This is a genomic window from Microbacterium sp. MEJ108Y (genome assembly GCF_000834175.1).
In the GTDB taxonomy this organism is placed as follows: Bacteria; Actinomycetota; Actinomycetes; order Actinomycetales; family Microbacteriaceae; genus Microbacterium; species Microbacterium forte.
In genome coordinates this window covers 37,486-49,543 of record NZ_JXQX01000015.1, presented here as the reverse complement: position 1 = coordinate 49,543, position 12,058 = coordinate 37,486, and the positions used below count along the sequence as shown (strand labels likewise).

The window sequence follows — 12,058 nt, the reverse complement described above, 5'->3', positions numbered from 1 at the left end:
CTAGGACATCAGCAGCGGCAGCAGCGACACGACGAGTCCCACGAATCCGACTCCGGCGAACACGATCCCCAGGGTCAGGATGACGCGCCGCGTGTGAGGCGGTTCGCCCACCCGCGCACGGGCGGGGTTGTTCGCGCTGACCACTCCGTCGGCCCAGCCGTCATCCGCCGTGGCGGCCTCGTGCCCTCTCAGAGCCCTCTCGTGAAAGTCGCCGCCGGCGAACCAGCGGCCGATCAGAGAGCCCTCGCGCTCGATGACCGCGATCTCGATCGGCAGCCACGCTCCCTCGACGGTGCGGATGAGGAACGCCAGCAGAAGCAGCGGCAGACCGATGCCGAGGCCCACCCAGGAGAGCACCTCACCGACGAGAGCGAGAGTGTCCAAGACCTGCATCACCCCATCGTAGAGAGTGCCGCCCGCGCTCGGCGGCGAAACCGCTAACCACTGCGCGCCCCGGGCGCAAGGCCCTCTGCACACTCGACCGTCTCGCCTAACGTCGCCCACGAGGGGAAGGAGAACCGTGAGAACTCATATTGAGATCGACGGCAGAAGCTTCGTGCTTCAGGACGATCAGCCCCTGAACGAGATCATGGCTGAGATCGAAGCGGCTGCGTCCTCGCCGCCGGCGTTCGTGACCCTGTCTGCCGAAGGGCGCAGCATCAGCGTGCTCATCCGCGCGACGACACGGGTGGTGATCTCGGTCGAGAAAGACGACCACGTCGAGCCGGACCATGGCCCCTGGAGCCTTCCGTTCGACGATTGGGAGCTGTGACGTGGAAGAGCTGTGGCTGGTCAGGCACGGGGAGAGTGTGGGTAACATCGCCGCGACCGCAGCGGAGGCAGCGCGCGCAGAGATGATCGAGCTCGCGAGCCGAGATGCCGACGTGCCGTTGTCGGCGACAGGTGCAGAACAGTCGCGGGCGCTGTCGGCCGCACTGCACGGCGGCGCCATCTCGCCGCAGGTCGCCTGGTTGTCGCCGTACCTGCGTGCACAGCAGACGTTCGCGCTCAGCATGGAAGACGCCCCGGCCGTCGAGCAGGTGCTCACCGACGAGCGACTGCGCGACAGGGAGCTCGGCATCCTCGATCTGCTGACGCGGTGGGGCGTCGCCGCGCGGCACCCCGAGGAGGCCGTTCGTCGCGCGCGTCTGGGCAAGTACTATCACCGGCCACCCGGTGGCGAGTCCTGGGCCGACGTCGCGCTTCGTCTGCGGTCGTTCCTGCACGACGCACTCGATGCGGATGCGCGAGTGGGACTGGTCGTCGCCCACGATGCGGTCGTCGTGCTGCTGATCGCGCTGCTGACCGGGATGGACGAGAAGCGCCTCATGGAGTTCGCGTCCGCGAACACCGTCCTCAACGCCTCCGTGACGCGGCTCCGGTTCGACGGTGAGCAGTGGCGACTCATCGACTTCTCGGATGTGAGCCACCTCGAGCAGCTGGGTGCGGCGGTCACCGTGCACCCAGGGAGCCCCGATGTCCGTCCCGAGTGAGCCGACGACCGTCACGCCGCGGCTGTTGCGGCAGTGGGGACTCCCCGACCCCGGCGACTCGAAGAATTCCCGGGGAACGGCGATGATCATCGGCGGCTCCCCTCTGTCGGCGGGCGCGGTCGTCCTGGCCGCCGAGGCTGCGCTGCGCGTCGGAGCGGGAAAGGTCGCCGTGACGACCGATGCCGCCATCGCCGATGTCGTGCGCATCACCGTGCCCGAAGCAGGGATCTACGAGTCGCCCGGTGCAGACGAGCCGACACCGGATGCCCTGAGCACGGCCTTCGACGGGGCCGATGCGGTCCTGGTCGGGCCGGGGTTGGATGATCCGGAGCATGCCGCCGAGTGGCTGCGGCGGCTGGCAGGCCACGACATCGCCTGCCTCGTCGTCGACGCCTTCGCCGTCGGAGCCGTGAGAGAGGTGCCGCGGTCCGATCTTCCGCGGTCCCTGATCATCAATGCCAACCTCGACGAAGCAGAGCTGCTGCTGGGGCGCCCTGTCGATGACCTCTTCAGCGACCTTCGGCCCCTCGCACGAGAGCTCGATGCCGTGATCCACTGCTACTCCGCGGTCGTCGCGCCGTCGGGTGCGGTGTGGCGCCTCGATGTCGGCGGACCCGGCCTCGGCACCGCCGGTTCGGGAGATGTGGCCGCAGGCACCATCACGGGTTTCGCGGCCCGAGGGCTCGACCCGGAACGCGCTGCGGTGTGGGGGGCCTGGGCACATGCCCGCGCGGGCGACCGGCTGGCCGAGCGGATGGGCCTCGGGTTCCTCGCCCGCGAACTGGCCGGAGAGCTCCCCGCCGTGGTGCTCGAGGTGCAGGGTGCACGCGACGCCGGCGACTGACACGACGATCTGCGGCACCCGGGAGCCGACGAGGTGCGTCGCCGGTCAGGTCACTCGGCCATCACCGGGACGCGATACGCGAAGCCAGCGGTAGCCGTACGCCGGCACCTCCAGCTCGACCCCGCCCTTTGCGTCGAGTGCCAGGCGTGACGCCTCGAGGAGGTCGACGAGAGTCGTGCCCTCCGGCTCGTCGGACAGCCGGAAGGACGTGGTCACCGGCACCTCTGCGAAGTTGTGGAGGGCGATCATCCGGCCGACGTCCGCCGAGAGCGAGTGCACGAGCAGCGACTCGGCAGGCTGGTCGATGACCTCGAGCGTGCCCCATCCGAGTTCCGGCGAGATCCGGTAGCTCGAGGTGAGAGCGCGGATGAAGTACAGCAGTGAGCCGCGGTCGGCCAGCTGGGCGGCGACGTTCACGTGCTCCGGCGCATACCCGTCGGACGGCGGACGGGCGACGAGCCGGCTGGGCGCGGCATCCGAGAATCCTCCGTTGCGATCGTCGGACCACTGCATCGGAGTCCGCACGGCCTCCCTGCCCGGGATCTCGATGTTCTCGCCCATGCCGATCTCCTCACCGTAGAAGAGCACAGGCGTGCCGGGCAGGGTGAATAGCAGGCTGTAGGCCATGCGGATGCGGCGCGGATCGCCGTCGAGCATCGGCGGGAGGCGCCGGGTGATGCCTCGTCCGAACACCCGCTGCCGCTCGTCGGGCGCGAACGCCTCGAACACCTCGTTCCGCTCGCTGTCACTGAGCTTGTCGAGGGTCAGCTCGTCGTGGTTGCGCAGGAAGTTCGCCCACTGCACCTCAGAGCCGAGCACGGGTCGGGCCCGCAGCGCTTCGATCAGACGCGCGGGGTCCTTGCGCGCGAACGACAGGTACAGCGACTGCATCCCGACGAAGTCGAACTGCATCGTGAGCTCGTCGCCGTCGTCACCACCGAAGTACTGCACCTGCTCGTCGTAGGGCAGGTTGACCTCGCCGAGCAGGATCGCCTCGCTCGACCGGCGTTGCAGGAACCGGCGGATGTCGCGCAGCAGATCGTGCGGCTCGGGGATGCCGGCGCCCTCGGGGATCTCGAGGAGGAACGGTACGGCATCGACGCGGAACCCCGAGACGCCCAGCTGCAGCCAGAACCCGATGATCTTCGCGATCTCGTCGCGCACGCGGGGATTGGCGATGTTCAGGTCGGGCTGGTGCTCGTAGAAGCTGTGCTGATACCACTGCCCCGACTTCTCGTCCTTGCCCCAGATGCCGTTCGCCTGGCCGGGGAAGACCTCGTTCTTCTGACCCTTCGGAGGCGCGTCGTCGCGCCAGACGTAATAGTCCCGGTAGGGCGAGTCGACGCTGCGCTTGGCGGCGAGGAACCACGGATGCCGGTCGGAGGTGTGGTTGATGACCAGGTCGACGATCACCCGCATCCCCCGATCGCGCGCGGTGCGGATGACCTCGACGAAGTCGCCGTGGGTGCCGAGGCGCGAGTCGACGCCGTAGAAGTCGCTGACGTCGTAGCCGTCGTCACGGTCGGGGCTCGGATAGAACGGCATCAGCCACAGGCAGGTGACGCCGAGCTGCGACAGGTAGTCGATCCGCTGGGCGAGGCCCTGCAGGTCGCCGACCCCGTCTCCGTTCGAGTCGAGGAAGGTCTCGACATCGAGGCAGTAGACGACCGCGGTCTTCCACCAGAGGTCGCTCGTATCGGTGATCTTCACAGTCGCTCCTTGAGTGCGGGGATGAGCTCGGCTTCTGCGGCGGCGAGGAAGTACGACTGCTCGGTGCCGACGTGGTGCAGATACACGCGATCGAATCCGATCTCCGCGAGATCGGCGATGCGGCCGGCCAACGCCGAGGCGTCATGGTCGATCAGCACGGCCTTTCGCAGCTCGTTCCTGTCGAGGCCGGCCACCGCCGCCTCGAAGTCCTCGGGCTGCTCGAGATCCCAGGTCTGCGGGGGCGAGAGCAGACCGTTGGTCCACTGCTCGCGGGCGATGGCGAACGCCGCCTCGTCGCTCTCCGCGAGGCTGAGGTGCACCTGCAGGATGCAGGGGCCAGAGCCCCCGGCGCCTCGGTAGGCGTCGACGACCCGCTGCAGCGCGGCGGGCTCCTGGATCACGGTCGCGAGACCCTGCGCCCACGAGGCTGCCCACTCCGCGGTCTCGGCGCTCACCGCGGTCGCGAACAGGGGCGGTGGTTCGGCCGGCCTGCTCCACACTCGCGCTTCGTGGACACGCACCAGGCCGTCATGGTCGACCTCTTCGCCCTCGATCAGTCGGCGGATCACGTCGACGCTCTCGCGCAGTCGCTCGTTGCGGACCCGCTTCTCGGGCCAGGCATCGCCGGTCACGTGCTCGTTGACCGCCTCGCCGCTGCCCATCGCCGCCCAGAAGCGACCGGGGAACATCTCCTCGAGAGTCGCGAATGCCTGGGCGATCATCACCGGGTGATAGCGCTGCCCGGGGGCATTGACCATCCCGATCGAGAATTCCGTGCAGGCGAGCGCGGCCGCGATCCAGCTCAGCGCGAAGCCGGACTCGCCCTGGGCTCTGGTCCACGGCGCGAGGTGGTCGGAGCACATGGCTCCGTCGAACCCCGCGCGTTCGGCGCCGATCACCGCGTCGAGAAGCGCGCTGGGTGCGATCTGCTCGTGCGAGGCATGAAAACCGATGAAGACCATGCGCCGAGTCTTGCAACGAACAGGGCCGCACGGCAGTGGTGGACACACCGCAGCGAGTCTGCGAGGATGGGCGGCCTGCGCGGCGGGGCTATCGGCCGGTGGGCCTGACGATGCCGAGCTCGTACGCCAGGATGACCGCCTGCACACGGTGCGGCAGGTCGAGCTTCATGAGGATGCGGCCGAAGTGCGCCTTGACCGTGGATTCGCTCAGGTGCAGGGCCCTCGCGATCTCGTCGTTCGTGAGGCCGCGGCCGACGTGAACGAAGACGTCGCGTTCGCGGTCGGTCAACACCGAGAGAGCGTGGTCCTGAGCCCGAGTGCGGGGAGCCAGGTGCGGCAGGGCGACTTCGATGAGTTTCGAGGTGATCCGCGGAGCGACCACGGCATCGCCCGTCGCAACCGTGCGGATCGCGGCGACGAGTTCGATCGGTCGCGTGTTCTTGAGCAGGAACCCTGCGGCTCCGGCCTGCAGCGCCCCGAAGGCGAACTCGTCGAGGTCGTAGGTGGTCAGCACGAGCACCCGGGTTCGTGGCAGCCGTGCGGTGAGGTCTCGGGTCGCCTCGATGCCGTCCGTGCCGGGCATGCGCACATCCATCAGGATCACGTCGGGCCCCAGCGCGATCGCGGCGTCCACGGCAGACGCCCCGTCGGAGGTTTCGCCCACGACCTGGATGTCGTCCTCGGCCTCGAGCACGAGACGGAGTCCGTAGCGGACCAGCTCCTGATCATCGGCGATCAGCACCCGGATCCGGGCGGCGTGGGCATCGGATGTCGTCATCGTTTCTCCGTCTGCAGTCGTACGAACACGCGCCAGCCTCCGCCCGGCCGGAGCCCGGCCTCGACGTGCCCGTCGTAGAACGCGGCGCGCTCGCGGATGCCGACCAGGCCACGGCCCGGGTCGACGATAGGGAGAGCCTGCGCAGACGTGTCCTCCACGAGGATCGACAGTTCGTCGTCTGCGATGCTGATCTTCACCACGACATCCTGCACGTCGCGTGCGTGCCGGAGGACGTTGGTCAGTGCCTCCTGCACGATGCGATAGACCGTCAGCCCCACCACGGCATCGGCGTCGATGCCGCCCGTCTGCTCGAATCGGACCGGCAGGCCCGCGATCCGCGACTCTTCGACGAGAGACGGGATGCGCTCCATGGACGCCTGCGTCGGCTGACGGTCGACCGTGTCGCCCTCGCCGCGGACAGTCGTCAGCAGGCGACGCATCTCCACGAGAGTCCGGCGTCCGGTCTCGGCGACCTGCCCGATCGCCCGGCGGGACTCCTCTGGTCGAGCGGCGGCGGAGGCCTGCGCGCCGTCGGCGACCGCGACCATCACGGCGAGACTGTGGGCGATCACGTCGTGCATCTCCCGCGCGATCCGCTCGCGTTCGAGCGCGGCAGCGATGTGCGACTCCTGGTCTCGCTCACGGCGCATCTGCTCCGCTCGTTCCACGAGTGCGCGGACCTCGCGCCGCCGGTGGCCGACGTTGAGCCCGACGAGGATGGACATCAGCGAGACCGCGACCACGACGGTGGCGATTCCGAGCCAGTCGAGCGGCCAGGCGTCGAGGTCCACTCGCGGCGCCAGTCCGAGCAGCGGCGGGCCGAGGCGCACGCGCAGCGACAGCACCAGCGCAGCGAGCATGCCCGACGCCACGGCCGCCGCGAACGCCGTCCATGCCTGTCGCGGCCGGAGGTCGACTCCGCACCGGTACAGCGCCGCGACCGCGAGCACCCCTTCGGCGCCTGAACCGCCGGCGAACGACAGCGGGAGAAGGACGAGAACCGCGATGAAGGCCACGAACGGATGCCGACGTGAGACGAGGATCGTCGCGATGCCCGCGACGAACAGCGCCACGAGCGCCCACGCGGGTGTGGTCAGTGACGACTCGAGCGACAGGTAGCCGAGGGCCAGCGAGACCGCCGAGTACGACCCGAGAACCACGAGGTCGGATCGCCGCGGTGTCATACGTCTCTCTTGCGGAGGGCGATCGCGCCTGCAGCGAGCGCGATCGCCGCCCAGAGCGACGCGATCAGCCAGCCGGCACCCACGCTGATGTGACCGCTCCACAGGTCGAGGAACGGACCGCCTTCCGCGCCGACCCGGCTCATCGCATCGCCCGCATTGCCCAGCTGGGCGATGCGCAGAGCGCGGGACAGCAGCCCGTACGGAAGCAGCGACGTCAGCACAGGGAGCAGCAGCGTGGCCAGGAAGACGATGATCGCTCCCGCGGTCGTCGAGCGCACGAGTGCCCCGATGCCCACCCCGAACAGTGCGCAGAGCCCGAGATACCCCGCCGAGCTGAGCAGCGCGAGCACGACCCCGGGTGCGGTGAGCGGTGCCGCGAGGCCGAACTGTGCATAGATCGGCGTGGTGAGCGCCCATGCGCTGAACACGGTGACGAGGGCGGTCGCGGTGACGACGGTGAACGCCACGACCGCCTTCGCGCGCAGGACGCGCAACCGGTCGGGCACCGCGACGAACGTGGGCTGAATCGAGCCCGATGCGTATTCGCCGCCGATCAGCATGACTCCGAGGATACCGGCGATGATCTGGCCGAGCACGACGGTCGGCACCGTGACATCGGCCATGGTGCGCTCGATCAGGAGCACCGACGGCGCGCCCGACGACTCGAGCGTCACCCCGAGGAACAGGCTGCCGCCGACCCCGATGAGGAAGATCGCCGCGAGGGCGAGCACGGAGGAGGGCAGGCTGAACAGCTTGATCCACTCCGACCGCAGCAGGTGGGCGAACGCGGGGCGGCGAGTGCGCGCATCCGCTCGTCGGGGACTCGTGGTGAGGGTCATCGTCCGGCTCCTTCGGTGGCGTCATGCGCGGTCGCGCGGTACTCGGTGTCGTGCGCGGTGAGGGCGAGGTAGGCGTCTTCGAGCGAGCCCTCGACGGCGGCGATCTCGTGCAGCACGATGCCTGCGCCGGCCGCGGCACGCGCAACGTCCTCGGCGGCGAGGCCGTCGATCTCGACCGCGCCATCCGTGTGCGCCGTCACGGCGACCTGTGAGCCCGCGAGGGTGCCGATGAGTCGCTCGACCTCTCTGGTCCGCACGCGCACCACGGATCTGGTGGCACCCGCGACCACGTCGTGCAGGGGACCGTCTGCCAGGATCGTCCCTCGGCCGATGACCAGCAGATGGTCGGCCGTCTGGGTCATCTCGCTCATCAGATGCGACGAGAGCAACACGGTCTTCCCCTCCCCCGCGAGCTGTCGCAGCAGGCCGCGGATCCACAGGATGCCGTCGGGGTCGAGGCCGTTCACCGGCTCGTCGAGGATGATCGTCTGCGGATCGCCGAGCAGAGCCGCGGCGATCCCCAACCGCTGGTTCATGCCGAGCGAGAACCCGCCGACTCGCCTGTCTGCCACAGCACCCAGTCCCGCGATCTCGATCACCTCACGCACGCGGGCGGCGCCGATGGCGTGAGTGGCCGCTATCGCCAGCAGGTGCTTGTAGGCGGTGCGGCGCCTGTGCGCCGAGCGCGCATCGAGCAGAACGCCGACCTCGCGCAGCGGTGCGGGCAGATCCGCGTAGGCCCGACCGTTGACCTCCGCGGTGCCGGCGGTCGGCCGGTCCAAGCCGACGATCATCCTCATGGTGGTGGATTTTCCAGCCCCGTTGGGTCCCAGGAATCCGGTGACCGTGCCCGGTTCGACGGTGAAGTCGATGCCGTTCACGGCCACCCTCTCGCCGTAGTGCTTCGTCAGGGACTGAACTCGAATCATGTCGCGCCTTTCGTTCGCCTTCGACGCTACGAACGACGGCGCGCGGGCACATCGGGCTGCAGTCCTGACCACGGCGACGAGGCAGTACCAGGGTCTATACCCCGAGAACGGGAGCGCGAGCTCGGAGAGCGCGAGCTCGCGGCGCAGCGGGCGGGCGAGCCGCCCGTGCTCACGGGACCGCGTCTACCGCGCGGCGGACTCCCGCACGCGGAACCACAGGGTGAGCTCCATGATCGCGCGGCCGATCATGTCGTGGTCGCCCACGCGGAGGTCGTCGAAGGAATCGCGATATCCCGACAGCATCTTCGGCTCCGCAGCGACCAGGGACTGATACCCCATGGTCCACTCGGCGAAGCGCCGCTCATGCAGCGGCTCCTCGATCAGCACACGCACGTCCTCGTGACGGGGATCCCGGCCGATGATCTCCATCAGGCTCTCCACGTCCGACCTGGCACCCTCGAGGATCTGGACGAACTCGCCGCCCCGGTAGAGCAGCATGCCGGTGATGTCACGAGCGCTGTTCCGGGCCCGGCTCACCGCGAGCAGGTCGGCGAGCTCCTGTTCGCTGAACGGGTGCGTCGCGCTGCTGCAGTAGACGAGCGAGACGAGTGCGTGCTCGGCGGTCATCCGGCATCCTCTCCCCGAGTGGTCACCGCGGCCATCGCGCGGTGGTGGTCTGCATAGTCGCCGATGGAACGCGAGACCGCGTCGAAAGCACGCCACATGCCATCCGCCTGACGGTCGACGTAGCCGAGGAAGGAGCCGTCCCGGCTGCCCACGTAGAAGCCGTCGGCCACGCTCGCCCACAGGGGTCGAGAGGCGAGCGGCGATTGATCACCCATGCCTTCAGCGTACCTTCGCGTTCAGGGGCGGGGTCGGCGCGGGATCATCCTCGAGATGTATGCCGCTACCTCGCTCGCCCGATGTCGACGCCGCTCGGGTCGACCAGTGTGGAACACATGAACGCACGAACGGCCCTCGCCTCCTCCGCCCTGATCGTCGTGGGGCTGATCTCTCTCACCGGATGCTCCGCCTACGACAGCATCGTCCACAAGCAGGCCACATCGACCTTCGACGACGTCGAGGCCTTCGACGACGGGGCCGAGGTCGAGGCCGGCTGGATCCCGGCCGACGCCACCGAGATCACCGTGCGCACGTCGACCATCGAGGACGCCGCGGACGCCGTCGTTCTGCTCTCCAGCGGATCCGCGCTCGGCGACGACTGCACCGAGGTGGAACGGAGTTCGGCGCCGGCCTGGGTGCTCGACGACGCTCCCGATCCGTACACGGCGAAGACCGTCTTCGCGTGCGGCGACTGGAGCGTCATGAGCACTGACGGCGGATGGTTCGGCTGGACCCCGAACTCCGACGAGGAACGGAGCGCCGCCGATGCGGGCTGAGAGCGAGACGACGTTCACCCTCTGAGAGGATGAACGACATGATCACCGTTCACCTGCGCTACGAGATCGACCCCGACAAACTCGACGACTTCACCGAGTACGGGCGCGCATGGATCCGACTGGTGGCCAAGCACGGAGGAACCCACCACGGCTACTTCCTGCCGAGCGAAGGCGACAGCGACGAGGCGTTCGCGCTGTTCACCTTCCCGTCCCTGGCTGAGTACGAGATCTACCGGACGGCCTCGAAGAGCGACCCCGAGTGCATCGAGGCGTTCGAACTGGCGCGGAGAACGCAGTGCATCCGCCGCTACGAACGTCGCTTCCTCAGCCCCGTCTTCTCCCCCGACGCAGACTGAGACACCGGCGGGGCTCGCTCCTCAGTTCGCCGACGTCCCGAACGCGTGCAGGTCGAGCTCGACGCTCAGCGCGTCGCATGCCGCTCTTCCACGCACGCTCGTGCCGAGCTCGTCCAGAGGAGGGCTGACGACGGCGGCGCCGAGGCGTCCGGGCGCCGAGAGCACGATCGCACCCGACACGCTCGACTTCGCCGGGATGCCGACCTCGCGCATCCACCGCCCGGAACCGTCGTACACGCCGCAGGTCGCCATGACAGAGACGACGTCGCGAGCCACGCTCTGCGAGACGACGCGTTCCCCCGACACCGGATTCACCCCGCCACAGGCGAGGGTCGCACCCATGACGGCCAGCGCCTCCGCGTCGACGAGCACGGCGCACGCCCGCGCGTAGACGGCGACGGCATCGTCGGCGCTGACATGCAGCGTTCCCTCTGCCCGCATGAGGTGGGCGAGCGCGTGGTTGCGGTCGCCGAGCAGATGCTCGTTCCGCGCGACGCTCTCGTCGACCTCGAGCCGGCGTCCGGCGAAGGCCGACAGCCCTCGAAGGATCCGCTCCCCGCGCTCGTCCACGGTCGCGCCGTCGACGAGCGATGCCGTGAGCAGCGCACCGGCATTGACCATCGGGTTCGGCGGCCGGCCGGTTCCGCTCTCGAGCTTGATCGCGTCGAAGGCCTCGCCTGTCGGTTCGATGCCCACGAGGTCGAGCGCTTCGCCCTCGGTGTCGAACAGCGCCAGAGCGAAGAGGAACGGCTTGACCGCCGACTGAACACTGAACGGGACCGATGACTGAGCACTGGTGCGGATCGTGCCGTCCGGCAGCACCAGCGCCAGAGCACACAGATCGGCGTCCGCGTCGGCCAGCTCGGGGATGCTGTCATCCACCGCTCCGCCCTGCTCCTGCATGACCCGCTGCCGCAGATCGTCGAGGTCGTAGCTTCGCGCGTCTGGTCTCATCCGTCCACAGTGACACGTGTCGTGTGGAAAGAGGAGATCGGCCGACGGGGTTGACGTGCCGCCCGTCGGGATGAGCAAGACTGTGCCTATGCGCTCCACTCGACTCGCACCTCTCCTGGCTCTGCCTCTCGCCCTCGCCACAGTGGCCGGATGCTCCCCGAGCGCCCCCACCGACGTCGAGCCGCCGAAGTTCGACCAGAGCATGAACGAGGTGAGAGACACTTCGAATGACGTCGTCGACAAGCTCGTCGACGCGTTCCCCGCGGGCGAGCGGTTCGTGGAGGCTGACGCGAACGCGTACGCGTGCCCCGGCGAGGACGACGGCATCGGGCGGTGGGTGTGGGCGCTCGGCATCCCCAGCACCGATGTCGAGGGAACGATCGCCGATCTGCAGGACGAGTACGGCGACGCGGTGACCTCCACCGGCACGTCCTCGCAGGACGTGGAGTACTCCGACGGCACCACCTGGCCGGTGACGGGCGGGCACACGCTCATCGAGGACGAGACCGGCTCGTACCTGCTGAGCTACCCGATGGGAGCAGGTGGCACGGTCATGCTCCGAGTCGAGACCGCCTGCGGCGTCCTCCGCTGACGGTGGACGACTGATCA

The 12,058-nt window shown here is 68.9% G+C and carries 16 protein-coding genes; 6 read left to right on the top strand and 10 right to left on the bottom strand.

All coding sequences use genetic code 11. From position 1 onward, the window contains the following. Complete coding sequence (locus tag RU09_RS09625; RefSeq protein WP_042539993.1) at positions 1-393, bottom strand: hypothetical protein; 393 nt, start codon at positions 391-393, stop codon at positions 1-3. 127 nt (positions 394-520) lie between these two features. On the opposite strand from RU09_RS09625, the gene RU09_RS09620 reads away from it, so the two are divergent. From RU09_RS09620 to RU09_RS09610, 3 genes are read left to right on the top strand one after another with little or no spacing between them, the layout of a single operon-like run. Next, positions 521-772: a hypothetical protein gene (locus RU09_RS09620; protein WP_042539990.1), complete on the top strand. Its 252-nt coding sequence runs from the start codon at positions 521-523 to the stop codon at positions 770-772. Continuing rightward, entirely contained in the window at positions 732-1,493 is a 762-nt protein-coding gene (locus RU09_RS09615; protein ID WP_042539988.1) for a histidine phosphatase family protein, read from the top strand. The genes RU09_RS09620 and RU09_RS09615 overlap by 41 nt, the downstream gene beginning before the upstream one ends. Next, positions 1,477-2,337 (top strand): ADP-dependent NAD(P)H-hydrate dehydratase, encoded by an 861-nt coding sequence (locus RU09_RS09610; protein WP_042539986.1) that lies wholly within the window; start codon positions 1,477-1,479, stop codon positions 2,335-2,337. Before RU09_RS09615 ends, RU09_RS09610 begins: the two co-directional genes overlap by 17 nt. A 45-nt stretch (positions 2,338-2,382) precedes the next feature. Here the strand turns inward: RU09_RS09610 and RU09_RS09605 are convergent, their stop codons facing one another. From RU09_RS09605 to RU09_RS09570, 8 genes are all read right to left on the bottom strand, one after another. Then, on the bottom strand, positions 2,383-4,047 hold the full coding sequence (locus RU09_RS09605; RefSeq protein ID WP_042539984.1) for an alpha-amylase family protein: 1,665 nt from the start codon (positions 4,045-4,047) through the stop codon (positions 2,383-2,385). Continuing rightward, complete coding sequence (locus tag RU09_RS09600; protein ID WP_042539982.1) at positions 4,044-5,009, bottom strand: TIGR03885 family FMN-dependent LLM class oxidoreductase; 966 nt, start codon at positions 5,007-5,009, stop codon at positions 4,044-4,046. The genes RU09_RS09605 and RU09_RS09600 overlap by 4 nt, the downstream gene beginning before the upstream one ends. A gap of 88 nt (positions 5,010-5,097) precedes the next feature. Continuing rightward, entirely contained in the window at positions 5,098-5,787 is a 690-nt protein-coding gene (locus RU09_RS09595; RefSeq protein WP_042539980.1) for a response regulator transcription factor, read from the bottom strand. Further along, positions 5,784-6,971 (bottom strand): sensor histidine kinase, encoded by a 1,188-nt coding sequence (locus tag RU09_RS09590; RefSeq protein WP_042539978.1) that lies wholly within the window; start codon positions 6,969-6,971, stop codon positions 5,784-5,786. Before RU09_RS09590 ends, RU09_RS09595 begins: the two co-directional genes overlap by 4 nt. Beyond that, the gene (locus RU09_RS09585; protein ID WP_042539976.1) at positions 6,968-7,810 is read right to left on the bottom strand and encodes an ABC transporter permease; all 843 of its coding nucleotides are present in this window, start codon (positions 7,808-7,810) and stop codon (positions 6,968-6,970) included. Before RU09_RS09585 ends, RU09_RS09590 begins: the two co-directional genes overlap by 4 nt. After that, positions 7,807-8,739 (bottom strand): ATP-binding cassette domain-containing protein, encoded by a 933-nt coding sequence (locus RU09_RS09580; RefSeq protein WP_042539974.1) that lies wholly within the window; start codon positions 8,737-8,739, stop codon positions 7,807-7,809. The genes RU09_RS09585 and RU09_RS09580 overlap by 4 nt, the downstream gene beginning before the upstream one ends. A 183-nt stretch (positions 8,740-8,922) precedes the next feature. After that, complete coding sequence (locus RU09_RS09575; protein ID WP_042539972.1) at positions 8,923-9,366, bottom strand: BLUF domain-containing protein; 444 nt, start codon at positions 9,364-9,366, stop codon at positions 8,923-8,925. After that, positions 9,363-9,581: a hypothetical protein gene (locus tag RU09_RS09570; protein ID WP_042539970.1), complete on the bottom strand. Its 219-nt coding sequence runs from the start codon at positions 9,579-9,581 to the stop codon at positions 9,363-9,365. The genes RU09_RS09575 and RU09_RS09570 overlap by 4 nt, the downstream gene beginning before the upstream one ends. A 117-nt stretch (positions 9,582-9,698) precedes the next feature. Here RU09_RS09570 and RU09_RS09565 point away from each other — a divergent pair, with 117 nt between their 5' ends. Next, positions 9,699-10,139, top strand: a complete 441-nt coding sequence (locus RU09_RS09565; protein WP_156145898.1) for a hypothetical protein — start codon at positions 9,699-9,701, stop codon at positions 10,137-10,139. 38 nt (positions 10,140-10,177) lie between these two features. Then, complete coding sequence (locus RU09_RS09560; protein WP_042540138.1) at positions 10,178-10,495, top strand: NIPSNAP family protein; 318 nt, start codon at positions 10,178-10,180, stop codon at positions 10,493-10,495. Between the two features lie 21 nt (positions 10,496-10,516). On the opposite strand, the gene glsA is transcribed toward RU09_RS09560, so the two are convergent. Continuing rightward, positions 10,517-11,449, bottom strand: coding sequence for a glutaminase A (gene glsA / locus RU09_RS09555; protein WP_042539966.1), 933 nt, complete (start codon positions 11,447-11,449; stop codon positions 10,517-10,519). Positions 11,450-11,537: 88 nt separating this feature from the next. Here glsA and RU09_RS09550 point away from each other — a divergent pair, with 88 nt between their 5' ends. Next, positions 11,538-12,041, top strand: coding sequence for a hypothetical protein (locus RU09_RS09550; RefSeq protein WP_042539964.1), 504 nt, complete (start codon positions 11,538-11,540; stop codon positions 12,039-12,041). Positions 12,042-12,058: the final 17 nt, after the last annotated feature.

Coding starts and splice junctions, on each gene's coding strand:
- RU09_RS09595 (WP_042539980.1), bottom strand. CDS start 5,787: ATGACGACATCCGATGCCCACGCCGCCCGGATCCGGGTGCTGATCGCC.
- RU09_RS09585 (WP_042539976.1), bottom strand. CDS start 7,810: ATGACCCTCACCACGAGTCCCCGACGAGCGGATGCGCGCACTCGCCGC.
- RU09_RS09610 (WP_042539986.1), top strand. CDS start 1,477: ATGTCCGTCCCGAGTGAGCCGACGACCGTCACGCCGCGGCTGTTGCGG.
- RU09_RS09560 (WP_042540138.1), top strand. CDS start 10,178: ATGATCACCGTTCACCTGCGCTACGAGATCGACCCCGACAAACTCGAC.
- RU09_RS09600 (WP_042539982.1), bottom strand. CDS start 5,009: ATGGTCTTCATCGGTTTTCATGCCTCGCACGAGCAGATCGCACCCAGC.
- RU09_RS09590 (WP_042539978.1), bottom strand. CDS start 6,971: ATGACACCGCGGCGATCCGACCTCGTGGTTCTCGGGTCGTACTCGGCG.
- RU09_RS09625 (WP_042539993.1), bottom strand. CDS start 393: ATGCAGGTCTTGGACACTCTCGCTCTCGTCGGTGAGGTGCTCTCCTGG.
- RU09_RS09570 (WP_042539970.1), bottom strand. CDS start 9,581: ATGGGTGATCAATCGCCGCTCGCCTCTCGACCCCTGTGGGCGAGCGTG.
- RU09_RS09550 (WP_042539964.1), top strand. CDS start 11,538: ATGCGCTCCACTCGACTCGCACCTCTCCTGGCTCTGCCTCTCGCCCTC.
- RU09_RS09565 (WP_156145898.1), top strand. CDS start 9,699: ATGAACGCACGAACGGCCCTCGCCTCCTCCGCCCTGATCGTCGTGGGG.
- RU09_RS09580 (WP_042539974.1), bottom strand. CDS start 8,739: ATGATTCGAGTTCAGTCCCTGACGAAGCACTACGGCGAGAGGGTGGCC.
- RU09_RS09615 (WP_042539988.1), top strand. CDS start 732: ATGGCCCCTGGAGCCTTCCGTTCGACGATTGGGAGCTGTGACGTGGAA.
- RU09_RS09575 (WP_042539972.1), bottom strand. CDS start 9,366: ATGACCGCCGAGCACGCACTCGTCTCGCTCGTCTACTGCAGCAGCGCG.
- glsA (WP_042539966.1), bottom strand. CDS start 11,449: ATGAGACCAGACGCGCGAAGCTACGACCTCGACGATCTGCGGCAGCGG.